Source organism: Sporomusaceae bacterium, from assembly GCA_031460455.1.
In the GTDB taxonomy this organism is placed as follows: domain Bacteria; phylum Bacillota; class Negativicutes; order Sporomusales; family UBA7701; genus Anaeroselena.
This window is the reverse complement of record JAVKTQ010000001.1, coordinates 637,597-662,515: the sequence shown is the minus strand read 5'-3', so window position 1 is coordinate 662,515 and position 24,919 is coordinate 637,597. Positions and strand designations below refer to the sequence as shown.

24 protein-coding genes are annotated in these 24,919 nt (G+C 64.3%); all 24 read left to right on the top strand.

The features are described from left to right. The first annotated feature begins 157 nt into the window (after positions 1–157). The 24 genes from RIN56_03510 to RIN56_03395 all read left to right on the top strand — a co-directional run bounded on the left by RIN56_03510 (position 158) and on the right by RIN56_03395 (position 24,915). Positions 158–1,645: a UDP-N-acetylmuramoyl-L-alanyl-D-glutamate--2,6-diaminopimelate ligase gene (locus RIN56_03510; GenBank protein ID MDR7865857.1), complete on the top strand. Its 1,488-nt coding sequence runs from the start codon at positions 158–160 to the stop codon at positions 1,643–1,645. Continuing rightward, positions 1,645–3,006, top strand: a complete 1,362-nt coding sequence (gene murF / locus RIN56_03505) for a UDP-N-acetylmuramoyl-tripeptide--D-alanyl-D-alanine ligase (protein ID MDR7865856.1) — start codon at positions 1,645–1,647, stop codon at positions 3,004–3,006. Before RIN56_03510 ends, murF begins: the two co-directional genes overlap by 1 nt. 243 nt (positions 3,007–3,249) lie before the next feature. Further along, positions 3,250–4,221: a phospho-N-acetylmuramoyl-pentapeptide-transferase gene (gene mraY, locus RIN56_03500; protein ID MDR7865855.1), complete on the top strand. Its 972-nt coding sequence runs from the start codon at positions 3,250–3,252 to the stop codon at positions 4,219–4,221. 2 nt (positions 4,222–4,223) lie between these two features. Then, positions 4,224–5,579, top strand: a complete 1,356-nt coding sequence (gene murD / locus RIN56_03495; protein MDR7865854.1) for a UDP-N-acetylmuramoyl-L-alanine--D-glutamate ligase — start codon at positions 4,224–4,226, stop codon at positions 5,577–5,579. A gap of 11 nt (positions 5,580–5,590) precedes the next feature. Further along, the gene (gene spoVE / locus RIN56_03490; protein MDR7865853.1) at positions 5,591–6,694 is read left to right on the top strand and encodes a stage V sporulation protein E; all 1,104 of its coding nucleotides are present in this window, start codon (positions 5,591–5,593) and stop codon (positions 6,692–6,694) included. 189 nt (positions 6,695–6,883) lie between these two features. After that, on the top strand, positions 6,884–8,005 hold the full coding sequence (murG, locus tag RIN56_03485) for an undecaprenyldiphospho-muramoylpentapeptide beta-N-acetylglucosaminyltransferase (protein MDR7865852.1): 1,122 nt from the start codon (positions 6,884–6,886) through the stop codon (positions 8,003–8,005). Positions 8,006–8,083: 78 nt separating this feature from the next. Further along, positions 8,084–9,466: a UDP-N-acetylmuramate--L-alanine ligase gene (gene murC, locus RIN56_03480; protein ID MDR7865851.1), complete on the top strand. Its 1,383-nt coding sequence runs from the start codon at positions 8,084–8,086 to the stop codon at positions 9,464–9,466. A 76-nt stretch (positions 9,467–9,542) separates the two neighbouring features. Beyond that, positions 9,543–10,793, top strand: coding sequence for a UDP-N-acetylglucosamine 1-carboxyvinyltransferase (murA, locus tag RIN56_03475; protein ID MDR7865850.1), 1,251 nt, complete (start codon positions 9,543–9,545; stop codon positions 10,791–10,793). Between the two features lie 192 nt (positions 10,794–10,985). Further along, a complete protein-coding gene (locus tag RIN56_03470) occupies positions 10,986–11,912 on the top strand; it encodes a D-alanine--D-alanine ligase (GenBank protein MDR7865849.1) in 927 nt (308 codons plus the stop codon). Between the two features lie 270 nt (positions 11,913–12,182). Then, positions 12,183–12,953: an FtsQ-type POTRA domain-containing protein gene (locus RIN56_03465; protein ID MDR7865848.1), complete on the top strand. Its 771-nt coding sequence runs from the start codon at positions 12,183–12,185 to the stop codon at positions 12,951–12,953. Between the two features lie 5 nt (positions 12,954–12,958). Further along, on the top strand, positions 12,959–13,654 hold the full coding sequence (locus RIN56_03460; GenBank protein ID MDR7865847.1) for a DUF881 domain-containing protein: 696 nt from the start codon (positions 12,959–12,961) through the stop codon (positions 13,652–13,654). Then, positions 13,651–13,980 carry a small basic family protein gene (locus RIN56_03455; GenBank protein ID MDR7865846.1) on the top strand — a complete coding sequence of 110 codons (330 nt, stop codon included), beginning with the start codon at positions 13,651–13,653 and terminating at the stop codon, positions 13,978–13,980. Before RIN56_03460 ends, RIN56_03455 begins: the two co-directional genes overlap by 4 nt. A 284-nt stretch (positions 13,981–14,264) precedes the next feature. Further along, on the top strand, positions 14,265–15,440 hold the full coding sequence (gene ftsA / locus RIN56_03450; GenBank protein ID MDR7865845.1) for a cell division protein FtsA: 1,176 nt from the start codon (positions 14,265–14,267) through the stop codon (positions 15,438–15,440). A gap of 36 nt (positions 15,441–15,476) precedes the next feature. Beyond that, the gene (gene ftsZ, locus RIN56_03445; protein ID MDR7865844.1) at positions 15,477–16,511 is read left to right on the top strand and encodes a cell division protein FtsZ; all 1,035 of its coding nucleotides are present in this window, start codon (positions 15,477–15,479) and stop codon (positions 16,509–16,511) included. A 355-nt stretch (positions 16,512–16,866) separates the two neighbouring features. Continuing rightward, complete coding sequence (locus tag RIN56_03440) at positions 16,867–17,781, top strand: sigma-E processing peptidase SpoIIGA (protein MDR7865843.1); 915 nt, start codon at positions 16,867–16,869, stop codon at positions 17,779–17,781. Positions 17,782–17,789: 8 nt separating this feature from the next. Continuing rightward, on the top strand, positions 17,790–18,509 hold the full coding sequence (gene sigE, locus RIN56_03435) for an RNA polymerase sporulation sigma factor SigE (protein MDR7865842.1): 720 nt from the start codon (positions 17,790–17,792) through the stop codon (positions 18,507–18,509). 193 nt (positions 18,510–18,702) lie between these two features. Then, the gene (locus tag RIN56_03430; GenBank protein MDR7865841.1) at positions 18,703–19,155 is read left to right on the top strand and encodes a hypothetical protein; all 453 of its coding nucleotides are present in this window, start codon (positions 18,703–18,705) and stop codon (positions 19,153–19,155) included. Between the two features lie 94 nt (positions 19,156–19,249). Then, positions 19,250–19,516 carry a hypothetical protein gene (locus RIN56_03425; protein MDR7865840.1) on the top strand — a complete coding sequence of 89 codons (267 nt, stop codon included), beginning with the start codon at positions 19,250–19,252 and terminating at the stop codon, positions 19,514–19,516. Positions 19,517–19,528: 12 nt separating this feature from the next. Next, positions 19,529–19,720 carry a hypothetical protein gene (locus tag RIN56_03420; GenBank protein ID MDR7865839.1) on the top strand — a complete coding sequence of 64 codons (192 nt, stop codon included), beginning with the start codon at positions 19,529–19,531 and terminating at the stop codon, positions 19,718–19,720. Beyond that, positions 19,717–20,001, top strand: a complete 285-nt coding sequence (locus RIN56_03415; protein MDR7865838.1) for a hypothetical protein — start codon at positions 19,717–19,719, stop codon at positions 19,999–20,001. Before RIN56_03420 ends, RIN56_03415 begins: the two co-directional genes overlap by 4 nt. A gap of 31 nt (positions 20,002–20,032) precedes the next feature. Continuing rightward, positions 20,033–21,094, top strand: a complete 1,062-nt coding sequence (locus RIN56_03410; GenBank protein ID MDR7865837.1) for an XdhC family protein — start codon at positions 20,033–20,035, stop codon at positions 21,092–21,094. Then, the gene (locus RIN56_03405; protein MDR7865836.1) at positions 21,078–22,229 is read left to right on the top strand and encodes an NTP transferase domain-containing protein; all 1,152 of its coding nucleotides are present in this window, start codon (positions 21,078–21,080) and stop codon (positions 22,227–22,229) included. Before RIN56_03410 ends, RIN56_03405 begins: the two co-directional genes overlap by 17 nt. Then, complete coding sequence (locus RIN56_03400; protein MDR7865835.1) at positions 22,226–23,590, top strand: radical SAM protein; 1,365 nt, start codon at positions 22,226–22,228, stop codon at positions 23,588–23,590. Before RIN56_03405 ends, RIN56_03400 begins: the two co-directional genes overlap by 4 nt. Further along, positions 23,587–24,915, top strand: a complete 1,329-nt coding sequence (locus tag RIN56_03395; GenBank protein ID MDR7865834.1) for an AMP-binding protein — start codon at positions 23,587–23,589, stop codon at positions 24,913–24,915. The genes RIN56_03400 and RIN56_03395 overlap by 4 nt, the downstream gene beginning before the upstream one ends. Positions 24,916–24,919 lie beyond the last annotated feature (4 nt).

Below are 24,919 nucleotides of genomic sequence, written 5' to 3'. Positions count from 1 at the left end.
GTACGTTCCGAGTACGCGGCGGCCGGGCGCTGGCGCCATCCATGGCGCGCCCGGCACTAGGCCCATCCAGGGCCGTCGCGGCGCGCCAGTCGGAGCCGCCTTGCCTGCGAGGCCCTGAACGGCCTGCGCAAGAGAACGACAGATTTCGGAGGCTACCATGAAAACCATCCAGCAGCTTGCAGCACAACTCAAAAAAGTACAGATCACCGGCGACGCCGGCCGGGAGATCACCTCCATCGCCTACGACTCGCGGGCCGTCAGGCCCGGCGCGCTATTCGTCGCCCTCGCCGGCAGCAAAGCCGACGGTCACGACTTCGTCGCCGCCGCCTGCCGCCAGGGCGCGGCCGCCGTCCTCATCGACAGGGACGTCCCCGTGGAGAGCGGCGTCGCCGTTCTCAGGGTCCCCGACACCCGCGCCGCCATGCTTGCAATCACCCCGTGCTTTTACGACTATCCCAGCCGCAAGCTCCGCCTCATCGGCGTCACCGGCACAAACGGCAAAACCACCACCACCCATCTTATCCGCGCCCTCCTGCTTGCCGCCGGCCACCGCGTCGGCCTCATCGGCACCATCCACACCATCATCGGCGACAAAACCTTCCCCGTCAAAAACACCACCCCCGACGTCATCGACCTCCAAGCCCTATTCGCCGACATGGTCGCCGCCGGCGTCACCCACGCCATCATGGAAGTCTCCTCCCACGCCATCGCCCTTGGCCGCATCGCCGGCTGCGAATTCGACGTCGGCGTCTACACCAACATCACCCGCGACCACCTCGACTTCCACCACACCTTCGAAAACTACATCGCCGCCAAAGCCGAGCTCTTCAGCCTAATCTCGGCCCCCGGCGCGACGAAAACCAATAAAGCCGCCGTCGTCAACACCGACGACCCGGCCGCTCCCGCCATGCTCGCCGCCTGCGGCTGCCGTCAGCTCACCTACGGCGTCGAAAAGCCCGCCGACCTCAGCGCCACTGATATCAGCGTCCGGGCCCGCGGCGCCTCCTTCACCGTCAAGGGGCCCTTCGGCGAACTGCCGCTCAATCTCAAAATAACCGGCGTCTTCAACGTCTACAACGTCCTCGCCGCCGTCGGCGCCGCCCTCATTGAAGGCATCGGCCCGGCCGTCATCAAACAGACCCTCGAACAATTCACCAGCGTCCCCGGACGCTTCGAGCTTGTCGACGCCGGCCAACCCTACACCGTAATCGTCGACTACGCCCACACCCCCGACGGCCTTGAAAACATCCTCCGCACCGCCCGCCAGTTCGCCACCCGCCGCATCATCGTCGTCTTCGGCTGCGGCGGCGACCGCGACCGCACAAAGCGGCCCATCATGGGGCGGCTGGCCATGGACTACGGCGACATCGTCATCGCCACCTCCGACAACCCCCGCAGCGAAGACCCCGCCGCCATCCTCGCCGAAATCGAAGTCGGCCTCAAAGAAAAACAGACCGCCGCCAAAGGCTACGAAATAATCGCCGACCGCCGTACCGCCATCGCCCGCGCCCTGCGCCTCGCCCAGAGCGACGACGTCGTCGTCATCGCCGGCAAAGGCCACGAAACCTACCAGGTCCTCAAAGACAAAACCATCGATTTCGACGATCGGGCCGTGGCCCGCGAGATCATCAAGGAGATGAACTGATGGCCGAATTCACCGTCAGCCAAGTCCTCGAAGCCACCGGCGGCTCCCTGGCCGGCGCGGCCCACCGCTCAGCCTTCAACGGCGTATCCACCGACACCCGCACAATCAAACGCGGCAACCTCTTCGTCGCCCTCAAGGGCGAAAACTTCGACGGCCACGACTTCCTCCTCAGGGCGGTCGATAACGGCGCCGCCGGCGTCGTCGTCTCCAGCCGCGAAGCTTATGTCCCCGAAAAGACCACCGCCATCCTCGTAGCCGACACCCTCGCCGCTCTCCAGGACATCGCCCGTTACCACCGCCGCCGCTTCACCCTCCCGGTGATCGGCATCACCGGCTCAAACGGCAAGACCACCACCAAAGACATGACCGCCGCCGTCCTCTCCGGCCGCCTGCGCGTCCTCAAAACCCAGGCCAACTACAACAACGACATCGGCCTCCCCCAAACCCTCCTCGGCCTCACCGCCGACCACCAGGCCGCCGTCGTCGAAATGGGCATGCGGGCCCGCGGCGAAATCAGCCGCCTGGCCGCCATCGCCGCCCCCACCGTCGCCGTCATCACCAATGTCGGCGAAACCCACGTCGAAGTGCTCGGCAGCGTCGAAAACATCGCCGCCGCCAAAGGCGAACTCGTCGAAGCCATCGCCGCCGACGGTCTCGTCATCCTCAACGCCGACATCCCCATCGTCAAAGCCATGCGCGCCAAAACCGCGGCCCGCGTCGTACTCTACGGCCTCGGCCCCGACGCCGACGTGCGGGCCGAAAACATCGCCTCCGGCGAACGCGACACCGCCTTCGACTGCGTCCACCCCGGCGGCCGTTTCCCCGTCAGCGTGCCGGCCGTCGGCAAACACAACATCTACAACGCCCTCGCCGCCATCACCGTCGGTCTCGAACTCGGCCTCGGCCCCGGCGAAATCAACGCCGGCCTCGCCACCTTCCAGGCCAGCGCCATGCGCCTCGCCATCGAAAATCTCGGCCCCTACACCGTCATAAACGACGCCTATAACGCCAGCCCCCTCTCCATGCAGGCCGCCATCGACACCCTCGGCATGGTCGCCAGAGGCCGCAAAGTCGCCGTCCTCGGCGACATGCTTGAGCTCGGCGAACTCGCCGCCGCCGCCCACAGCCGGGTCGGCGAGCTGCTCGCCGACAGCGGCGTCCAAGTCGTCGTCACCGTCGGCGAGGCGGCCCGCAACATCGCCGCATCCGCCCTTGAAGGCGGCGTCAAGGTCGCCGTCGCCTGCGCCGGTCACGACGAAGCCGCCGAAGCCCTCCGCAAGCTCCTCCGGTCGGGGGATACTGTTCTAGTAAAGGGCTCCCGCGGCATGAAGATGGAAAAAATGCTGGCCGTATTTAAATAACAGGGGATGCTGTCTATTAAGTCCAGCTGCGGCGTTGCTCCTCGGCTGCCATCCTCAGCGTACGTTCGTGTACGCGCGATGCTGTTAAATAGGTCCTGTGCAAACAATGCTTCTAAACGTTGTCGCGGAGGACACGGTGGTGTCAGCCTCCGGTGCGCCTTGCAGCTGGAGCTTACTAGACAGCATCGCACAATTCGGAAGATCACGAAGAACGCGTCATAGTTCACTGGAGGTTTCGTTTCAATGCAACAGTTACTCTACCCCGCGGCGGTCGCCTTCCTCATCGCCTTGGCCCTGGGGCCGGTCGTCATCCCCGCCCTGCGCCGCCTCAAATTCGGCCAGAGCATCCGCGAAGAAGGCCCCCAACGCCACCTGGCCAAAGCCGGCACCCCCACCATGGGCGGCATCCTTATCCTCGTCGCCCTCACCGTCCCGGCCATAATCTTCGCCGGCAAAAGCGCCGAAGTATGGCTGGCCCTCTTCGTCACCCTCGGCCACGGCCTCATCGGCTTCCTCGACGACTATATCAAAGTCGTCCTCAAACGCAACCTCGGCCTCAAAGCCCGCGAGAAAATCCTCGGCCAGATCATCATGGCCGTCGCCCTCGCCTATATTGCCACCACCTACTTCGGCCGCGGCACCGACCTGTGGATACCCTTCCTCGGCGCCAATGTCGACTTCGGCCCGCTCTACTACATCCTTATCTTCCTTGTCCTCATCGGCACCACCAACGCCGTCAACCTCACCGACGGCCTCGACGGCCTCGCCGCCGGCACCACCACCATCGCCGCCGCCGCCTACGCCGTCATCGCCCTCGCCTTCGGCAAAGAGCCCCTGGCCGTCTTCTGCCTGGCCCTCGCCGGCGCCGCCCTCGGCTTCCTCCGCTACAACGCCCACCCCGCCAAAGTCTTCATGGGCGACACCGGGTCGCTCGCCCTCGGCGGGGCGCTGGCCGCCGTCGCCGTCCTCACCAAAACCGAGCTCCTGCTTGTCATCGTCGGCGGCGTCTTCGTCATCGAAGCCCTATCCGTCATCATCCAGGTCATCTCCTTCAAATCCACCGGCAAACGCGTCTTCCGCATGAGCCCCATCCACCACCACTTCGAACTCGGCGGCTGGTCCGAAACCAAAGTCGTCGCCGTCTTCTGGCTGGCGGGCGCCGTCTTCGCCGCACTGGGACTGATAACACTCGTAGCAAGCCAGGGAGGAATGTAACAATGGAATTCGAAAATAAAAAAATCCTCGTCCTCGGGGCCGCCATCAGCGGCATCTCCGTCGCCCGCATCCTCGCCGGCCACGGCGCCGCCGTCACCCTCAGCGACGCCAAACCCGCCGACCAGCTCAAGCACGACATCACAGCCCTCGCCGCCGCCGGCGTCGCCCTCGCCCTCGGCCGCCAGGACGAAGCCCTTTTGGACGGCGTCGACATCCTCGTCCTCTCGCCCGGCGTCTCCGTCTACATCCCGCTCGTCGAGACCGCCCAGCAGCGCGGCATCGCCGTCATGAGCGAAATAGAAATCGCCTACCGGCTCACCAAAGCCCCCATCGTCGCCATCACCGGCACCAACGGCAAAACCACCACCACCACCCTCACCGGCGAAATCCTCAAAGCAGCCGGTAGGGAAGTAGTCGTCGGCGGCAACATCGGTCAGGCCCTGTCCGCCGAAGTGCAGGGCGTCAGCCCCGACGGCGTCGTCGTCGCCGAAATATCAAGTTTTCAGCTCGAAGGCGTCAGCGCCTTCAAGCCCCACATCGCCGCCATCCTCAACCTCACCCCCGACCACATCGACCGCCACCGCGACTTCGCCACCTACCAGGCCATGAAAGAGCGCGTCTTCGCCAACCAGACCAGCGACGACTACCTCATCCTCAACTACGACGACCCCGCCGTACGCGCCATGGCCCAGCGGGCCCCCTCCCAAGTCGTCTACTTCAGCCGCACCGTAAAACTGCCTGTCGGCTTCTACGTCGCAGACGGCATCATAAAGCTCACCTGGCTCGACGAAACCCTCGACATCTGCCCCCTCGCCGCCCTCAAAATACCCGGCGCCCACAACGTCGAAAATGCCCTGGCCGCCTGCGCCGCCGCCTACTTCGCCGGCGCCCGGCCCAGCGACATGGCCGCCGTCCTTAGCGCCTTCACCGGCGTCGAGCACCGCATCGAGCCCGTCGAAACGATAAACGGCGTCACCTGGTACAACGACTCCAAAGCCACCAACCCCGAATCATCCATCAAAGCCCTCGAAGCCTTCCCCGCCCACATCATCCTCATCGCCGGCGGGCGCGACAAAAACACCGACCTCGGCGAATTCATGAGCCTCGCCCGGGAAAAAGTCGACCACCTCATCCTCATCGGCGAAGCCGCAGAAAGGTTCGCCGCCGCCGCCGAGCGTCACGGCGTCAAAGACATCCGCCGCGCCGCCGACTTCCCGGCCGCCGTAGCCCTGGCCCACAGCCTGGCCCGCCCGCCCCAGCTCGTCCTCCTCTCGCCGGCCTGCGCCAGCTACGACATGTTCAACAACTACGAAGAACGGGGGAAAATCTTCAAAGACCTTGTACGCCGCCTGAGATAGGAGGAGTGAATGTGGCGGTCCGACCCAAGTCGCCCGACTTCGTCATCTTTTTCACGGTAATCGTCCTCCTGGCGATCGGCGTTGTTATGGTCTACAGTTCCAGCGCGGTCTCGGCCCACGTCAACTTCGACGACAGCTACTACTTCCTCAAACGCCAGCTCGTATGGGCCGCCCTCGGCATCGCGGCCATGCTCTTCACCATGAGCATCGACTACCATGTCTGGCGGCGCCTGTCCAAGCCCATCATCATCGTCACCCTCATCCTGCTCGTCCTCGTCCTCATCCCCGGCCTGGGCAAAGTCGTCAACGGCGCCCGCCGCTGGCTCGGCTTCGGCTCCCTCTACCTCCAGCCCTCGGAAATCGCCAAACTCAGCATGGTCCTCTTCTGCTCCGAGAGCCTCGCCCGCAACCAGGACAAAATAACCAGCTTCGTCCGCGGCCTTCTGCCCCAGCTCGCCATCCTGCTCGTCGTCTTCGGCCTCATCCTCAAAGAGCCCGACCTCGGCACCGCCCTTGCCATCGGCGGCACCGTCTTCGTCCTCCTCTTCACCGCCGGGGCGAAAATCGCCCATCTCGCCTCCCTCGGCCTCGCCGGCGTCGCCGGCATCGTCGTCGCCATTATCATCGAGCCCTACCGCCTCAGGCGCCTGTTCGCCTTCAGCGACCCCTGGGCCGACCCGCTCGACAGCGGCTACCACATCATCCAGTCCCTCTACGCCATCGGCTCCGGCGGACTGTTCGGCGTCGGCCTCGGCCGCAGCCGCGAAAAATTCCTCTACCTTCCCGAGCCCCACACCGACTTCATCTTCGCCATCCTCGGCGAAGAACTGGGCCTCATCGGCACCGTCACCGTCATCGTCCTCTTCTTCCTCTTCGCCTGGCGCGGCCTCAAAATCGCCATCGCCGCCCCCGACGTCTACGGCAGCATCCTCGCCGCCGGCCTCACCAGCATGATCATCGTCCAGGCGCTCATGAACATCGCCGTCGTCACCGCTTCCATGCCCGTCACCGGCATACCATTACCCTTCCTCAGCTTCGGCGGCTCAGCGCTTATCTTCACCTTAGCCGGCGTCGGCATTTTATTGAATATTTCCCGCTACGTATCATTGAAATGAAGGGGCGGGAATCGCCGTTCTAATAATCCCCGTCACTCAAAATGTACTGTGCGCAGGCCGTTCAGGGGCCCGTAGGCAAGGCGCGGCGAGGCCGACACCGGAAACGTACTCGAACGTACGTTGAGGATGGCGGCCGAAGCCGCAACACAGCATACGGGGCCATCAACGGCCTGCCCAAGGAGAATGAACATGAAAGTGATAATTTCCGGCGGCGGCACCGGCGGCCACATCTACCCCGCCCTCACCATCGCCCGCGCCATAACAGAAATACAGCCCGCCGACATCCTCTTCGTCGGTACCGAACAGGGCCTCGAAGCCGACATCGTCCCCAAGGAAGGCTTCCCCTTCGCCACCGTCGCCGCCGGCGGCATCGAACGCCGCCTTACCCTCGGCAACCTCCGCAACCTCTTCAAAACCTTCGCCGGCCTCTTCGAATCCCTCGCCGTCATCCGCCGCTTCCGGCCCGACGTCGTCATCGGCACCGGCGGCTACGTCTGCGGTCCCGTCCTCCTCACCGCCAGCCTCCTCGGCATCCCGGCGATCATCCAGGAGCAGAACGTCATCCCCGGCGTCACCAACCGCATCCTCGCCCGTTTCGTCGGCAGGATCGCCGTCGGCTACGCCGAAGCCGCCAAAAATTTTGGCGCAAACAAGGACAAGGTCGTCGTCACCGGCAACCCCGTCCGCCCCGAAGTCCTCACCGCCACCCGCGAGGAAGGCCTCGCGGCCCTCGGCCTCGCCCCCGGCAAGCTCACCGTCCTCGTCGCCGGCGGCAGCCGCGGCGCCCGCAGCATCAACACCGCCATGGCCGACGTCCACGCCCGTTTCGCCGGCCGGCCGGAAATACAAATCTTGCACGCCACCGGCAGCGGGGAGTATAATAACATAGTTGGCCTGCTGGGCCAGCGCGGTATAGACATTGCCAAAACTGGAAATATTAGCATCGTTCCCTACCTCTACAACATGCCGCAAGCCCTCGCAGCCGCCGACCTCGCCGTCTTCCGCGCCGGCGCCATCGGCCTCGCCGAACTCACCGCCCGCGGCATCCCGGCCATCCTCGTTCCATACCCCCACGCGGCCGAAAACCACCAGGAATTCAACGCCCGCGTCCTCGAAAACCGCGGCGCCGCCCTTGTCATCCGCGACGCCGACCTCAGCGGCCCGCGTCTCGCCGACGCCATCGAGGCCCTCCTCGGCGACCCGGCCCGCCTCGCCGTCATGGCAAGCACCAGCCGGGAACTCGGCCGTCCCGAAGCCGCCGCCGCCATCGCCAGGCTTGCCATCGACCTCGCCGGCAGCCGTAACACCTAAAATTCACACCACCACCGCCCCCCGCATACAATAACATTACGCTGGAGGCGCCGTCAGGCAGGAAAGGGGAGTAATCCGTTGCTCGACAACCTAAACCGCATCCACTTCGTCGGCATAGGCGGCGCAGGCATGAGCGCCATAGCCAAAGTACTCTTGGCCAAGGGCTTCGCCGTCAGCGGTTCCGACATTGCCAAATCCGAAACAATACATAGGCTCCAGCAGCTCGGAGCCAACATAATCATTGGCCACGACGCCGCCAACATCGACGGCGCCGAAGCCATCGTAGTATCCACCGCCATCGCCGGCAGCAACCCCGAGATCGCCGCCGCCAAAACGCAAGGTCTCCCCATATACCATCGCTCTGAAATGGTCGCCGCCCTCATGGACGAGCGGCGCGGCATCGCCGTGGCCGGCGCCCACGGCAAGACCACCACCACCTCCATGATCGCCCTCATGCTCGAGAAAACCGGCCTTGATCCCACCATCATCATCGGCGGCGACATCGACTACCTCAACGGCAACGCCAAACTGGGCGGCGGCGAATGGCTCGTCGCCGAAGCCGACGAAAGCGACGCCTCCTTTCTCAAGCTAAACCCCGAAGTCGCCGTAGTCACCAACATCGAAAACGACCACATGGACCATTACGGCACCATGGACAACATACTGGCCGCCTTCACCGCCTTCATCGGCAAACTGCCCGCAGACAACGGCCTCGCCGTCCTCTGCTTCGACAACCGCTACATCCGCGACATCGCGCCCAACTGCGGCCGCAAATACATCTCCTACGCCCTCGACGGCGAAGCCGACTACACCGCCGAAAACATCGAAACCCGGGGCATGACCACCACCTACCTGGCCTGCCACCACGGCCGTCCTTTAGGCACAGTCGTCATCAACGTCCCCGGCCGCCACAACGTCGCCAACTCCCTCGCCGCCGTCGTCGTCGGCATCCACGCCGGCCTCGCCTTCGAGCAGGTCGCCGCCGGCCTCGGCCACTTCCAGGGCGTCAAGCGCCGCTTCCAGACCAAAGGGCGGGTCAGCGGCGTCTGGATCGTCGACGACTACGCCCATCACCCCACCGAAATAGCCACAACCCTTGAGGCCGCGCGCGACGTCAACCCCAAGCGCCTCATCTGCGTATTCCAGCCCCACCGTTACACCCGCACCAAATTCCTTCGCCAGGAATTCGGCGGCGCCTTCACCCGGGCCGACCTCCTCATCCTCACCGACATCTACTCGGCCGGTGAAGCGCCAATACCCGGCATCAGCGGCGAAACCCTCAAAGAAGAAGTCGAGCGCCAGACCGACAAACCCGTCACCTACATCGCCGACAAAGCCAACATCGCCCGCTACCTCTCCGAAATCGTCGAACCGGGCGACCTCGTCATGACCATGGGAGCGGGGAACATATACCTCAGCGGCGAAGAACTCGTCGACCGGCTGGCCCACAAAAACAACTAAAAACCCGGCTGTTCAGACCAGACTGTTTTATTTGCATAATTGCGGGTGATTGTACTCTTCTGGGGAGGGAAAGACGATGGAGAAATTTATCGTCGCGGGAGAAGTACAATTAACAGGCCACATCAAAGTGAACGGCGCCAAAAACGCCACATTGCCCCTGATGGCCGCAACGCTGCTCTCCACCGGCGTAAGCGTCCTGCACAACATCCCGCAGCTGCGGGACATCACCATGATGCAAGACATCCTCACCCTGCTGGGGGCCAAGATCCACCGGGAAAACGGCACCCTCATCATCGACACCACCGGCGTCTCAAAAGAAGAAATACCCGAACACCTCATGCGGGAAATGCGGGCCTCCGTATTCCTCATGGGACCTCTCTTGGGCCGTTTCCGCCGCGTGCGGCTCTCCTTTCCGGGCGGCTGCGCCATCGGGCCGCGTCCCATCAACCTCCACATCAAAGCCCTGGAAAAAATCGGCGCCGTCGTCAACGACCGGTGCGGCTTCATCGACGCCGAAGCCGTCCACCTCACCGGCGGCGAAATCCACTTCGACTTCCCCAGCGTCGGCGCCACCGAAAACGCCATGATGGCCGCGTCCGTCGCCAGCGGAGCCACCATCATCCGCAACGCCGCCCGCGAACCCGAAGTCGCCGACCTCCAGACCTTCCTCAACAAAATGGGCGCCAAAATCAGCGGCGCCGGCACCGACACCATCCGCATCCAGGGAGTCGAGAGCCTCTCGCCCACCGAGCACACCGTCATCCCCGACCGCATCGAAGCCGGCACCTTCCTCATCGCCGGGGCCCTTACCCGCGGCGACATCGTCGTTGACAACATCATCCCCGAGCACCTCTTCGCCGTCATCGACAAACTGCAGGAAATCGGCGCCCGCATCGACAGCAACGGCACAAGCGTCCGCGTCCGCGGCGGAGAAATGCGGGGCGTCGACATCAAAACCCTGCCCTACCCCGGCTTCCCCACCGACCTCCAGGCCCCCATGCTCGCCCTGCTCACCGTCGCCAAAGGCACCAGCATCATCACCGAAACCATCTTCGAAAACCGCTTCAAACACGTCGACGAACTTGGCCGCATGAGCGCCAAAATCAAAGTCGAAGGACGCACCGCCGTCATCCGCGGCGTCCCCAAACTCTCCGGCGCCACCGTCGCCGCCCACGACCTCAGGGCCGGCGCCGCCCTCGTCCTCGCCGCCCTCGCCGCCGAAGGCGTCAGCGAAATCGAGCAGGTATACCACATCGACCGGGGCTATGAGGCGTTTGAGAAGAAGCTGCAACTAATCGGCGCCAAGGTCGTCCGCCGAAGTCCTTAAACCGTATACTGTGGCGGACGTTGATAAGCCACCATCTGCGGCGTTGTTCCACCGGGCGCTTGCTTGCGTACGTGCCGAGTACGCGGCGCGGCGCGCCCGGCGGAGCCGCCTTGCATCTGGCGGCTTCTGAACGCCTGCTCGCCCAATACATAAATAAATAATACATAAGTTTCCGACTGGAGGTCTTTTACAATGAAAGACAAGCGCATTGCCGTCGTCATGGGCGGGCCGTCCGCCGAGCGGGAAGTCTCGCTCAACACCGGCCGGGCCATCCTCGCCGCCCTGCAGGAAAAAGGCTACGACGCCGTCGGCATCGACCTCGAACCCCAGCGGTTCATCGAGCAGCTCCGCGAAGCCGGGGCCCAGGCCGTATTCATCGCCGTCCACGGCAAATACGGCGAAGACGGCCTCCTCCAGGGCGCTCTCGAACTCCTCGACCTGCCCTACACCGGCTCCGGCGTCCAGGCCAGCGCCAACGCCATGGACAAAGGCATCTCCAAGCGCCTCTTCCTCCAGGCCGGCATCAGCACCCCCGCCTCCCGGCTCTACACCGCCGCCCAGGCGAAAACGGCGCCGCTCGCCCAGGAAATCGTCGCCGCCTTCGGCCTGCCCGTCGTCGTCAAGCCGGCCGCCCAGGGCTCCAGCATCGGCGTCACCATCGTCGAAGCCGAAGCCGCCCTCGCCGAAGCCTTAGAAACCGCCTTCCGCTACGACGACCACGTCCTCATCGAAAAATTCATCAAAGGCCGCGAACTCACCGTCGCCATCCTCGGCGCCGACAACCCCGAAGCCCTGCCAATCATTGAAATCGTCCCCCACTCCGGCCGCTACGACTACACCTCCAAATACACCAAAGGCGCCACCGAATACCGCTGCCCCGCCCCCCTCAGCGAAAACGCCACACGGGCCGTCCAGGCCGAGGCGCTCGCCGCCTTCACCCTCCTCGGCTGCCGCGGCATCGGCCGCGTCGACGTCATGATGGACGCCGACGGCACCCCATACGTCCTCGAAGTCAACACCATCCCCGGCATGACAGCCACCAGCCTCGTGCCGAAGGCGGCGGCGGCGGCGGGGGTATCGTTCCCCGACCTCTGCGAAAAGATATTATTAATGGCATAAACATAGGCGGCCGTTGATAAGGCCCCATCTGCTGCGTTGCTCCTCAGAGCGCTTGCTAGCGTACGCAACCAAGTACGCGTCGCGGCGCGCTCTTCCGGTGCGCCTTGCATCTGGGACCTTCTGAACGGCCGCTCGCCATTTATGAAGGAGACGGGGAATAGGGCGGGGGAGAGAAGACACGTTCGCTTTCTCTAACATTTTCCATATTTCAATACTAGGCCCTATAGTGTATAATTACTAAATAACACCCTGACCCGGGGAGAGGATTGCATGGAAACAAGGGAAGAGGGACAAGCCGGCCAGCGACCCGTCAGGAAGCCTCCCGGCAAAAAACTGGCTTTGCTGCTCTTAGCCCTCACCGTCATCGTCGCCGCCTTTCTCTTCATCAACTCCGCCTACTTCGCCGTCGGTGCCGTCGTCGTCGAAGGCAACAAATACATCTCCACCGAAGACGTATTCGGCATCGCCGGCATCCCCGCCGAGGTCAACATCTTCCGCCTCAACACCGCGACGATAAAAACCAGGCTGCTCCGCGATCTCAGGATTGACGAGGCCGAAGTCGCCCGGCGCTTCCCCGCCACCATCGTCATCGCCCTCAGCGAGCGCCAGCCCGTCGCCTGGGTCGCCTGCTCCTACGGCTTCGTCCAGCTCGACAAGCAGGGCGTCGTCATGGCGGCCGTCAAAAGCATCAGAAAAGTCGACGTCCCCATCATCACCGGCGTCCGCCTGGGCAACATCTACATCGGCGACAAAATCGACACCTCCACCGTCCAAAACGTTCTCGCCTACCTCGCCGAACTCGACGAAACCACCCTCGGCCAACTGTCCGAAGTCAACATCCGCTCAGCCGGCGACCTTATCGCCTACACCGTCCAGACAATCACCATCCGCATCGGTCCCCCCGACCGGCTGGCCGAAAAAGCCAAACTCACCGGCGACATCCTCCGGGAAGTCGGCAACAAAAAAGGCGCGATTGAATACATTGACCTTAACTACGCCTCGCCATACATCAAATTCAAACAGTCCTCGCGCAAGGAGTGAGCAAATTGCTGCCCATCAGACAGGGCCAGGTAGCCATAGCCGCGGTATGTGTCGTCCTCGGCATCATGCTTGCCGTCCAGTTCCGCACCACCCAGGACATTAAAGCCTCCGTGCCCTTCCAGCGCGTCGAGGAACTCTCCCAGCAGCTCAACAAAGTCGAAAAAGAACGGGAAGCCCTCCTCAGCGAAGTCCATGCCCTGCGCAACGCGACCGGCAACGAAGCCTACAGCCGCGAACTCCAGCAAATCAAAATGAAAGCCGGGCTCGTACCGTTGCAAGGGCCGGGGATCGTCGTCAGCATCGACGACAGCAAGCGTCCCACCAAACCGGGGGAAAACCCCAACCTCTTCCTCATCCACGACGACGACATCCTCAAAGTCATCAACGAACTCAGGGCCGCCGGCGGCGAAGCCATCTCCATCAACGGCCAGCGTCTCATCGCCACCTCCGAAATCCGCTGCGCCGGGCCCACCCTGTCGGTCAACAACGCCCGCTACTCGCCGCCCTACGAAATAAGCGTAATCGGCGAACCGCAGACCCTCGAAAGCTCCCTCAAACTTAGGGGCGGCGTCGTCGAAACCCTCCAGTTCTGGGGCATACAGGTCACCATCAAACGCCAGGACATCGTAAAAATACCGGCCTACAAAGGCGCCTTGACCTTCCAATACGCCAAGCCGGCAGAGGAGGCCAAGAAACAATGATCCTGCCAATCGCCGGCCTCATCATCGGCATCATCATCGGCGTAGCCTTCCCCATCAGCGTCCCGATCGCCTACGCCAAATTCATGTCCGTCGCCCTCCTGGCCTCCCTCGACTCCGTCTTCGGCGGCCTCCGCGCCGGCATCGAAGAAAAATTCGACAACACCGTCTTCATCACCGGCTTCTTCACCAACGCCCTCCTGGCCGCCGGTCTCGTCTACATCGGCGAACGCCTCGGCATCGACCTTTACTATGTCGCGCTGCTGGCGTTTGGGCTCCGTATCTTCCAAAACCTCGCAATCATCCGTCGTTACTTTCTTAAGAAATAGGCGTCCGTTGATAAGCCCCCATCTGCGTTGTTGTTCCGCCCGGCGCTTGCTTGCGTACGTTCCGAGTACGCGGCGCGGCGCGCCAGGCGGAGCCGCCTAGCATCTGGGGGCTTCTGAACGGCCGCTCGCCATTTCGGGAATGATAGAGCAGGGGAGAGAGAGCCTATATTTTCATAACTTGTGAACAAGTTTACAATTTTTTTTTGCCCAAAAAAGGGAAAACGCTAAACATGTTGAAACAATAACTGAAAGAGAACCACAATATATGCTACAGAGGTACGGGTATGGCCGGCAAATACATACTAGGGGTTGATATCGGCACCAGTGCCGTAAAGGTATTGGCAGCCACGAAACACAACGGCCAGACACATATACTCGGCAGCGGAACAGTAGCCGGCGCCGGCTTGGTAAAAGGCGCGGTAACCGACGCCGCTGCCCTGGCCGCCGCCGTCCGCGAAGCTGTCGACTGTGCCGTCATGGTCGCGGAAATCCCTCTCGGCCCGGTACATCTGGGCATCGGCGGCATCGACATCTCCTCCCAGAACGGCATCGGCAGCGTCGCGCCCGCAGCGGGCATGGCCACCGGCGCCGACATCGAGCGGGCCTGCCGCGCCGCCACCATCGTAACCGTACCCGATGACCACCGCATCCTCCACGTCATGCCCATCGGCTACTGGCTGGACGGCCAGCCGCTCATGGAGGCGCCGCTGGGCAAAAGCGGCAAACGCCTCGAAGTCGAAACCCACATCGTCAGCCTGCCCCGCCGCCTGGCGGATGAAATCACCGCCGCCCTCGCGGCCTTGGGCATCGACGTAGCCGACATCTATGCCAACGCCGTCGTCGGCGCCGCCGTCACCGCCGACAGCGCCTCCTGCCTCGTCCTCGACATCGGCGCCGGGCTCGCCAACCTCGCTCTTTACAGCGGTGGCACACCCGTACTCACCGCCTCCGTGCCGCTCGGCGGCGACTACATCACCGGCGACATCATGCACGGCCTCGGCATCGGCAAACTCCACGCCGAAGAGATCAAGCGCTACTACGCCAAACTCGACCGCGACCTCGGCGGACGCGGACTCGTCCTCGACTGCAACGACTTCGGCACCACCGACAAACAAGTCGACTACGACTTTCTCCATAAAATCGTCGAAAGCCGGGTCGAAGAAATCGTCTCCCTGCTCCACGCCTACGTCGAACCGGCCCTCAGCCGCTACGGAGCGGACAAGATCCTCCTTACCGGCGGTTCCTCGCTCCTGCCCAGCGTCGGCGAATGGACGGAAAAAATCTTCGCCCTGCCCGTCAAGCTCGCCCGTCCGGGCGTCGGCCTCGCGGCCGAATACTCCCATCCGGCCAACACCGCCAGTTACGGTTTGGTAGAATACGCCGCCCGTCTCGCCACCGGCGAACGCACCGGCGGCGGCCCCGTCAAATCCTTCTTCAGAAAGCTCAAAAAACTTTTATAGTCCCGACACTCGAGGTACAAGGAGGAAGTTTTGTTCATGCTTGAATTCGACATGGATCTTGACCAATTTGCGGCGATAAAAGTCATCGGTGTCGGCGGCGGCGGCAACAACGCCGTAAACCGCATGATTGCCGCCGGGCTTCAGGGAGTGGAGTTCATCTCCGTCAACACCGACGCCCAGGCGCTCCTGTTATCCCAGGCCCCCTACCGTATCCAGATCGGCGAAAAGCTGACCAAAGGCCTCGGCGCGGGCGCCAACCCCGAAGTCGGTGAAAAAGCGGCCCAGGAAAGCCGCGACGAACTCCTCAAAGCCCTCAAAGGCGCCGACATGATCTTCATCACCGCCGGCATGGGCGGCGGCACGGGCACCGGCGCCGCTCCCATAGTGGCCGAATGCGCCAAAGAAGTCGGCGCCCTCACCGTCGGCGTAGTCACCAGGCCCTTCGGCTTCGAAGGCCGTCGCCGTCAGGGTCAGGCCGAACGGGGCATCGCCAAACTCAAAGAAGCGGTCGACACCCTCATCACCATCCCCAACGACCGCCTCATGCAAGTCGTGGACAAACGCACCTCCATCGTCGAAGCCTTCCGGATCGCCGACGACGTGCTCCGCCAGGGCGTCCAGGGCATATCCGACCTCATCGCCGTTCCCGGCCTCATCAACCTCGACTTTGCCGACGTCAAAACCATCATGCAGGAAACCGGCTCCGCCCTCATGGGCATCGGCGTCGGCAGCGGCGACAACCGGGCCGTAACAGCCGCCGAAGCCGCCATCAAGAGCCCTCTCCTCGAAACCTCCATCGAAGGCGCCAAAGGCGTCCTCCTCAACATCACCGGCGGCACCAGCCTCGGCCTCTTCGAAATCAACGAAGCCGCCGAAATCATCGCCCGCGCCGCCGACCCCGAAGCCAACATCATCTTCGGCGCCGTCATCGACGAAGCCTGCGAAGATCAGGTACGGGTCACCGTCATCGCCACCGGCTTCGACGCCAAAACCATCCGCCTCAAAGGCGACACGATTGTCGAGCCGTTCAAGCGGGGCGACCTAGATATCCCCGCCTGGATGCGCAAGTAATCTGCCGAAACAATGGGGGCGTTGATAAGCCCCCATCTACTTTGTTAGCCCTCCGGGCGCTCCTCGGCGTACGACGAGTACGCCTGCGGTCGCGTCCTCGGTCTGCCTCGCATCTGGGGACTTCTGAACGCCCCGTATAAATACAAAGAGAAATCCACCACCCACAGAAACTCACCGCACATCGCGCGGTGAGTTTTATATTTTGTCGGCGGGCGCGCCCCATCGATTTACATTTTTTTGAAAACCGCCTTGCTATAATAGGAATATCCGTGGCAGGCCAGCCATAAATTGTTATGAAATGCATATCCTGCCAATCCTTTCCGAAAAGCGGCAAAACAGGGGGGGTGGTGAAAAAATGTACGTCTATGCCGACATCCTCCTCGTCATCAACACCGTCATGAACGCCCTCATCCTCCTCCTCACCGCCTGGGCGGCCGGCGTCGCCTTACGGCCCTGGCGCCTCATCGCCGCCGCCTTCCTCGGCGCCCTCTACGCCCTCGGCGGCCTCATCCCCGCCGCTGCCCCCCTCTACAGCCCGGCCGCCAAACTCGCCGCCTCCGCCGCCCTCGTCTGGCTCGCCCTCGGCGCCCGCTCCTGGCGGGCCCTCCTCTTCGCCACCGCCTGCTTCTACCTCGTCGCCCTCCTCCTCGGCGGCGCCATCCTCGGCTGGCTGCTGCTCGCCGCTCCGTCCCCCGGCGGGGAGTCCTGGCCCGCCGTCACCTGGCGGCACCTCGCCGCCGGCGGCCTCCTCGCCCTCCTCCTCGTCGGCCTCATCTGGCGGCGAATCCTTGCCGGCCTCACCCGCCGCCGCCTCCTCCTGCCGCTCGCCATCGACTACGGCGGCCGCCGCGTGCGGCTCACCGCCCTCCTCGACACCGGCAACCACCTCTACACCATCGGCGGCCAGCGTCCCGTCGTCCTCGTCGAGCGCGGCAGCCTCGACCCCCTCCTCGGCGTCGCCGTCAGCGGCTACCTGCGGCGCACCCCGCCCGCCTCCTGGCTCGCCGGCCTCGACCAGTGCGGCGACCCCGACTGGCTCGCCCGCGTCCAGATCATCCCCTGCCGGGGCATCGGCGGCGCCAGCCTCCTGCTGGGCTTTAGGCCCGACAACCTCACCGTCATCACCGCCACAGGCAGCATCGCCGCCGACGAAGCCGTCGTCGGCATCCACAGCGGCAGCTTCACGGTCGACGGCGCCTACGCCGCGCTTCTCCATCCGGCCGTTCTGAAGGCAATAGACAACAAAGAGGTGGCGAACATATGCGCATAACATGGTCGATCGTCAAGCTTTACATCAAGCTCCGTTTCATCGCCCTCCTTCAGGCGCTGGGCATCCTTCAGCCCGACGAAATCTATTACGTCGGCAGCACCGAAATACTCCCCCCGCCGCTCTCCAGCGACGAAGAAACCTTCCTCCTGGGCCGCCTGCAAAGAGGCGACAAAACCGTCAAAAGCGTCTTCATCGAACGCAACCTCCGCCTCGTCGTCTACATCGCCCGCAAATTCGAAAACACCGGGGTAGGCATCGAAGACCTCGTCAGCATCGGCACCATCGGCCTCATCAAAGCAGTCAACACCTTCGACCCCGTGAAAAGGATAAAACTCGCCACCTACGCCTCCCGCTGCATCGAAAACGAAATCCTCATGTACCTCCGCCGCAACAGCAAAACACGGGCCGAAGTCTCCTTTGACGAGCCCCTCAACATCGACTGGGACGGCAACGAACTCCTCCTCTCCGACGTCCTCGGCACCGACAACGACATCATCTACAAATCCGTCGAAGAAGAAGTCGACAAAGACCTCCTCTACAATGCCATCAACAAGCTCTCCGGCCGCGAGCAGAAAATCATGGAATTGCGCTTCGGCCTCGCCGGCGACGGCCTGGAAAGGACCCAGAAAGAAGTCGCCGACATGCTCGGCATCAGTCAGTCCTACATCTCGCGGCTCGAAAAACGCATCATCCAGAAAATGAAAAAATTCATCAAAGCCCAGAGCTGAGATTTCTGTCGCACGACAAGCGGCGCGGTCCGGTTTTTTCCGGCTCCCCGCCGCTTTTCTTCATTCCTGGGGCCAGTTTTCCAGAAAACAGGATTTTCCCGTTGCGGTGTCCAATGGTAAGGTTGTCCGGAAACGGGCTGGCATTGAACTTGCTTATACAAATGGCAACAAAAAGTCGGCGAGGTGGAATCAGGTGCCTGAAGGATACAAAGATCTCATTCGGCCCGTCTGGGAAGAATTCATCTGCGGCCGCAGCGAGGCTGACGGCGTCCGTCCGCAGATCGCAGCGTCGTGGCGCAGGTGCCGCGACGCCAAAGTCAACCCGTACAGCGACGTGCCCCACCGCAAACTCGACGCCCCGTCGCTCGGCCGGCTGCTGCGCGAGAAAGACCAACTCATCAAAGTCGCCAAACCCTTCATGGACAACCTGTACCAGTTCGTGCAGGGTTCGGGGTTTGTCGTCGTCCTTACCGACGAGAACGGCTTCATCATGGAAATGTTCGGCGACGAAGACACGCTCCACAACCCCATGACCGAGGACTTCTTCCGCGGCGCCAGCTGGCACGAAACCGAAGCAGGCACAAACGCCATCGGCACCGCCCTGGAGATGGGCGCGCCCATCCAGGTGTCGGGAGCGGAGCACTGAGCTGGCCGACCGGGCGGCGCCGACCTACTCGCAGCGCCAGGACAACAGGGCGCGGCTCAAGCGCGAGCTGCTCCGGGATTTGTGGGGTGAAACCGTGGCCGAACCGCAGGTTGCCGTCAAGCTGACCATCCCCGCCGACGTCAGGCGGGTGATGGAAGACAGGATGATCCTCGAAGACGACGTGGCCAAAGTCATCGCCCACGCGGAAGACGCCGGCGGCAAGCTCAGAGATACCGTCAGCGGCCGCTACCTCGCCTCCCACCGGCCGGCGGGCGTCACCTACTGGGTGGAGTACTCGCCCGTAGACGGCGGATTCCTGGTCCACAACGCCTACAGCCACCGGATAGAAATACTCTACTAGCGGGGGAGCAAAATGGACGAACAGAAACTCGTATGCGTCAAATGCCAGATCCCTATCGCCCCCGGCAGCGTGACCCTGTCCTACATGGGCAGCAACTTCCCGGTCGAGCTGCCCAAATGCCCCCGGTGCGGACTGGTATATATCCCCGAGGCCCTGGCCACCAGCAAAATCAAGCAGGTGGAAGAGGCCCTGGAAGACAAATGAACGCAAGCAGCCGGGAGGTTGATAAGATGAACGGCAATGACGGCCCCGCCATAATCGAGGCCGATTCCATCACAGTCGAGATCGTCGACAAAGAAAGCGGCAAAACATTCAGACGGGACCTGCCGATAAAATACCGCGAAACCGACAACGGCATCATCCTGTCCGGGGAGACGCTGACCGGCGCCCCCTGCGAAATCGCCCTCCTGTCCGACACCGCCGTCGCCAGGATGATCGACGTCACCGGCCGCGGGCCTGACTCGCACCGCTGCGGAAACGACTAAGCGCCCTTTAGTATACTGCTGGGAGGATAAGATGAAAAAACTCTTTCAGGCAATCGCCGCCCTGTTGGCCGACGGGGAAAGCGTCGTCGTGGCGACCATTTTCGATAAAAGCGGCTCCGCGCCCCGCACCGCCGGCGCCAAGATGGCGATAAGGCAGAGCGGCGCGATCGTCGGCACCATCGGCGGCGGACGGCTGGAGGCCGACGCTGTGCGGCTGGCCGGCGAAGTATTCCGCACGCGGCGGAGCGTCATCCAGCCGTTCGACCTCAGCGGCCAGGACGTCGCCGGCATGGACATGATCTGCGGCGGTCAGGGGGAAGTGCTGCTCGACTTCATCGCCGCCGACGACGGCGACAACCGCGCTATCAGCGAAGGGATATGCGCCGCCCTGGAGCGCCGCGAGAAAGCCTGGCTGATAACCGCGCTCGGCGACGGGCGGGAGGCATCCCGGCCGGCCCGCCAGCAATGCCTCGTCAGACAGGACGGCAGCCTCATCGGCCGCTTCGCCGGCGAGCCGGGTTTCCTGGCCAAACTCACCGCCGGCCCGGCCAAGATCGCCATCCATGCCGAAGTGCTGGACGGGCAGCGCTTCCTGGTCGAGCCCATCCGGCCCGCCGGCGATGTCTACATTTTCGGCGCCGGCCATGTGTCGCAGAAAATCGCCCCCCTGGCGGAAACGGTCGGCTTCCGCACGGTCGTGCTCGACGACCGCGCCGAGTACGCCAGCCGCGACCGCTTCCCCGCGCCCACGGAAATCGTCGTGCTGGAAACGTTCGACCGCCTGCCCGCCCTGGCCATCGACGGCGACAGCTATATCGTCATCGTCACCAGGGGGCACCTGCACGACAAAACCATTCTGGAATGGTCGCTGCGCACCGCCGCCGGCTACATCGGCATGATCGGCAGCCGCCGCAAGCGCGACAAGCTATACGATGTCCTGACCGGGCAGGGTTTCGGCGAACGCGACTTCCGGCGGGTATACTCGCCGATCGGCACCGATATCCTGGCCGAGACCCCCGAAGAACTGGCGGTCAGCATCGTCGGCGAACTGATCAGGGTGCGGGCGGAGCGGGAAAGTGCGCCGCGCCGGTAAGCTGGCGGCGATAATCCTGGCCGCCGGGTGCTCGTCGCGGGCGCCGGGGTTCAAGCCGCTGCTGCCGCTGGGCGAGGCCACCGTCATCGAGACCGCCGTCGGCGGCCTGCGGCGGGCAGGCATCGGCGACATCGCCGTCGTCGTCGGCCACCGCGCCGCCGACCTGCAGGCCGTGCTTGGCAAACTGCCGGTGCGGACCGTACCCAACGAACACTATCGCGCCGGCATGTTCTCCTCCGTCGTCGCCGGCGTCAAAGCCCTCCCCGCCGACGCGGACGCCTTTTTCCTCCTCCCGGCCGACCTGCCGCTCGTGAAAAGCCACACCGTCAGGCTGCTGGCCAGGGCAGGCAGGAAAACCGGCGCTGCCGTAGTCTACCCCGTTTTCGGCGGTCAGCGCGGCCATCCGCCACTCATCGCCGCCCGCCTCGCGCCCGCCATCCTCGGCTGGGGCGGGACGGGGGGCCTCCGCCCCCTGCTGGCTCGCTACGAGGCCGACGCCCTAGATCTGTCGGTCATAGACGAGGGGATACTGCTCGACCTCGACACCGCTGCCGACTACCGGCAGCTCGTCATGCGTCACGCCGGCCGCCACTGCCCGACCGGCAAAGAATGCGAGCAACTGCTCGCGCGCCTCGGCGTTCCCTCCCCGGTGGCGGATCACAGCCGCGTCGTCGCCGGCGTCGCCCGGCGGCTCGCCGCCGGTCTCAACCGCGCCGGATGCAGCCTTGACGAAGGGCTTATTACCGCCGCGTCCCTTCTCCACGACCTGGCCAAAGGCCGCCCCGACCACCCCCGCCGCGGGGCCAGGCTTATCGGCCGCCTGGGCTGCCCGCAGGTGGCGGCGGTCGTCGCCGCCCATCACGACAAAACTTTTGCCGCGGGCCAGCCGCTGGACGAAGCGGCCGTTGTCTATCTGGCCGATAAACTTGTGCAAAACGCCACCATCGTATCGCTCGAAGAAAGATTCTCCTGCCCGCGGGAAAAGTTCGCCGACGCCGCCGCCCAGAAAGCGCTAAGCGAGCGCCTCGCTCAGGCGCGGCGCATCGCCGCGGCGGTGGAACAGGCCCTGGGAGCCGAACTTGCGGCGATAATCAAAGGGGACAGCCCTCTGCCGGCAGGCGGTGACGGCATATGAACAAAGCGGCAATAGCGGGCACGGCCGAAAGCCTCTGTCCCGTGTGCCTGAAACGTATCTCCGCCCAAAAAATCGCCATCGGCGACGACGTCTATCTTGAAAAAACCTGCCCCGAACACGGCTCCTGCCGGGCGATAATCTGGCGCGGGCCGCCGGCGTATGACGCGTGGGCGTTTGCCAGTCAGCCTCCGCCCCCCGTATGCGCCACCGCCGCAGACAAAGGCTGCCCGTTCGACTGCGGCCTCTGCCCCGCCCACCGCCGCCACACCTGCTGCGTCCTCCTCGAAGTCACTTCGCGCTGCAACCTCGCCTGCCCGGTCTGCTTCGCCGCAGCCGGCGGCGAAGCAGACGACCCCGACATCGGGACAATCGAAAGCTGGTACCGGCGGCTGCTTGCCGGCGGCGGCCCTTACAACATCCAGCTGTCGGGCGGCGAGCCCACCCTCCGGGACGACCTGCCCGCGATAATCGCCCTCGGCCGGTCGCTGGGCTACACCTTCTTTCAGCTTAACACCAACGGCCTGCGGCTGGCGGACGACCGCCAGTACGGGCTGCGGCTCAAACAGGCCGGGCTGTCGTGCGTCTTTTTGCAGTTCGACGGCCTGGACGACGCCATCTACGAAAAAATCAGGGGAAAACCCCTGCTGGACATAAAGAAAGCCGCCATCGCCCGCTGCGCCGAACTCGGGCTCGGCGTAGTGCTCGTCCCCACGCTCGTGCCGCGGATAAACACCGCCCACATCGGCCGCCTCGTCGATTTCGCCGTCAGCCTCATGCCGGCGGTGCGCGGCGTCCACTTCCAGCCGGTCAGCTACTTCGGCCGCTACCCGCACCCTCCGGCCGACGCCGACAGATTCACCCTCCCCGAGCTCATGCAGGCGCTGGCCGCCCAGACCGGCGGAAAAATGAAAATAAGCGACTTCCGGCCGTCCGGCGGCAGGAACGCTTACTGCTCCTGCCATGCCAACTACCTGGTTGCCGCCGACGGACAACTGAAGCTGGGGAACAGCGGCGAGCAAAGCTGCTGTCAGGCGCGCCCCGCCGGCGACGACGTCCGTAAAGCGCGGTCCTTCGTCGCCAGGCGGTGGTCGGCGGCCGGCGGCCCGCGGACCGACAGCCCCGCATACGGTCCGGGCATCGTCACCGACAGCCTCGACGCCTTTCTCGACACCGTCGATAAGCGAACCCTCTGCATCTCCGCCATGGCGTTCCAGGACAACGGCACCATCGACCTCGACAGGGTAAAAGACTGCCCCCTGCATGTCGTCGCCCCGGACAGCCGGCTGATACCCTTCTGCGCCTACAACCTCACGCGCATCAACGGCGAGCCGCTCTACCGTCCCCGTGGGGCGACGCCATGAGCGGCCTTGCCAGGACACCGCTCGACGCCTGGGCGGCGAAAAAAATCGGCGCCGGCGGGGCCGGCTTCGCGCGCGAACAGCTTGACCGCTACCAGTTCGAAAGACTGCGGGCTACCGTTAGCTGGGCGGCCAGCCACAGCCCGTTCTACCGCGACCTGCTCGCCGGTCACGCCGCAACCGGCCTCGACGCCCTCGCCGACCTCGCCCGCTACCCCTTCACCACCGCCGCCGACCTCCGCCGGCACGGGCCGCGCCTCCTCTGCGTATCCCAGAGCGATGTCAGCCGGGTCGTCACCCTCGACAGCTCCGGCACGACCGGCGCAGCCAAACGCCTCTCCTTCACCCCCGCCGACCAGGAAGCGACGCTCGACTTCTTCCGCCACGGCATGGCCTCCCTGACGCAGCCCGGCGACCGCGTGCTCATCCTCCTGCCCGGCGAGCGGCCGGGCGGCGTCGGCGACCTGCTCGCCGCCGCCCTCAAACGCAGCGGCGTCCGCCCCGTCCCCCACGGCCTTGTCCGTTCTCTGCCCGCGACCCTCGCCGTCATGGCGCGCGAAAACGTCAACTGCCTCGTCGGCGTGCCCGCCCAGGTGATTGCGCTGGCCCGCTGGGCGGAAAGCGCCGGCGTATCGCCTGCGGTGAAAAGCGTCCTCCTCAGCACCGACCACGTCCCCCGCGCCGTCGTCCACGAACTTACGCGGCTGTGGGGCTGCGACGTTTTCGAACACTACGGCATGACCGAACTCGGTCTCGGCGGCGGCACCGACTGCGCCGCCCATGCCGGCTGCCACCTGCATGAGGCCGACTTCTTCTTCGAAATCGTCGACCCCCTTACCGGCCAACCTGTGCCCGCAGGCGGGGAGGGGGAGGTCGTCGTCACCACCCTCGCCCGGCGCGCCATGCCCCTCATCCGCTACCGCACCGGCGACCTATCCCGCATCCATAGCGGGCCGTGCCCCTGCGGGTCGGAGCTGCGGCGGCTGGCGCCGGTGACCGCCAGAACGGACGGGCGGATAATCCTCCCCGGACACGGCCATTTCACCCTCGCCGACCTCGACGAAGCCCTCTTCGCCCTTCCGGGCCTCATAAGCTTCACCGCCGCCGTCGACAACCGCCGCCACGCAACCAGGCTCACCATTGCCGCTTCGCTGGCGGCCGGCCCCGGCGACCGGTGCGCGCTCTCGCTCACCGCCGCCGCGGACACCGTACCGGTGATCCGGCTGGCGCGGCAGGCCGGCAGCCTCGCGGTATCCGTCGCGGCCGGGCGCTGCCGGGGCGAGCTTGAGCCGAGCGCGGCCAAAAGAGCCATCATGGAGTTGAACTAAGCTC

Excerpts from the sequence above, each read along its gene's own strand:
- RIN56_03510 (MDR7865857.1), top strand. The coding sequence starts at position 158 with ATGAAAACCATCCAGCAGCTTGCAGCACAACTCAAAAAAGTACAGATC.
- murF (MDR7865856.1), top strand. The coding sequence starts at position 1,645 with ATGGCCGAATTCACCGTCAGCCAAGTCCTCGAAGCCACCGGCGGCTCC.
- mraY (MDR7865855.1), top strand. The coding sequence starts at position 3,250 with ATGCAACAGTTACTCTACCCCGCGGCGGTCGCCTTCCTCATCGCCTTG.
- murD (MDR7865854.1), top strand. The coding sequence starts at position 4,224 with ATGGAATTCGAAAATAAAAAAATCCTCGTCCTCGGGGCCGCCATCAGC.
- murG (MDR7865852.1), top strand. The coding sequence starts at position 6,884 with ATGAAAGTGATAATTTCCGGCGGCGGCACCGGCGGCCACATCTACCCC.
- murA (MDR7865850.1), top strand. The coding sequence starts at position 9,543 with ATGGAGAAATTTATCGTCGCGGGAGAAGTACAATTAACAGGCCACATC.
- RIN56_03470 (MDR7865849.1), top strand. The coding sequence starts at position 10,986 with ATGAAAGACAAGCGCATTGCCGTCGTCATGGGCGGGCCGTCCGCCGAG.
- RIN56_03465 (MDR7865848.1), top strand. The coding sequence starts at position 12,183 with ATGGAAACAAGGGAAGAGGGACAAGCCGGCCAGCGACCCGTCAGGAAG.
- RIN56_03455 (MDR7865846.1), top strand. The coding sequence starts at position 13,651 with ATGATCCTGCCAATCGCCGGCCTCATCATCGGCATCATCATCGGCGTA.
- ftsA (MDR7865845.1), top strand. The coding sequence starts at position 14,265 with ATGGCCGGCAAATACATACTAGGGGTTGATATCGGCACCAGTGCCGTA.
- ftsZ (MDR7865844.1), top strand. The coding sequence starts at position 15,477 with ATGCTTGAATTCGACATGGATCTTGACCAATTTGCGGCGATAAAAGTC.
- RIN56_03440 (MDR7865843.1), top strand. The coding sequence starts at position 16,867 with ATGTACGTCTATGCCGACATCCTCCTCGTCATCAACACCGTCATGAAC.
- RIN56_03420 (MDR7865839.1), top strand. The coding sequence starts at position 19,529 with ATGGACGAACAGAAACTCGTATGCGTCAAATGCCAGATCCCTATCGCC.
- RIN56_03415 (MDR7865838.1), top strand. The coding sequence starts at position 19,717 with ATGAACGCAAGCAGCCGGGAGGTTGATAAGATGAACGGCAATGACGGC.
- RIN56_03410 (MDR7865837.1), top strand. The coding sequence starts at position 20,033 with ATGAAAAAACTCTTTCAGGCAATCGCCGCCCTGTTGGCCGACGGGGAA.
- RIN56_03400 (MDR7865835.1), top strand. The coding sequence starts at position 22,226 with ATGAACAAAGCGGCAATAGCGGGCACGGCCGAAAGCCTCTGTCCCGTG.
- RIN56_03395 (MDR7865834.1), top strand. The coding sequence starts at position 23,587 with ATGAGCGGCCTTGCCAGGACACCGCTCGACGCCTGGGCGGCGAAAAAA.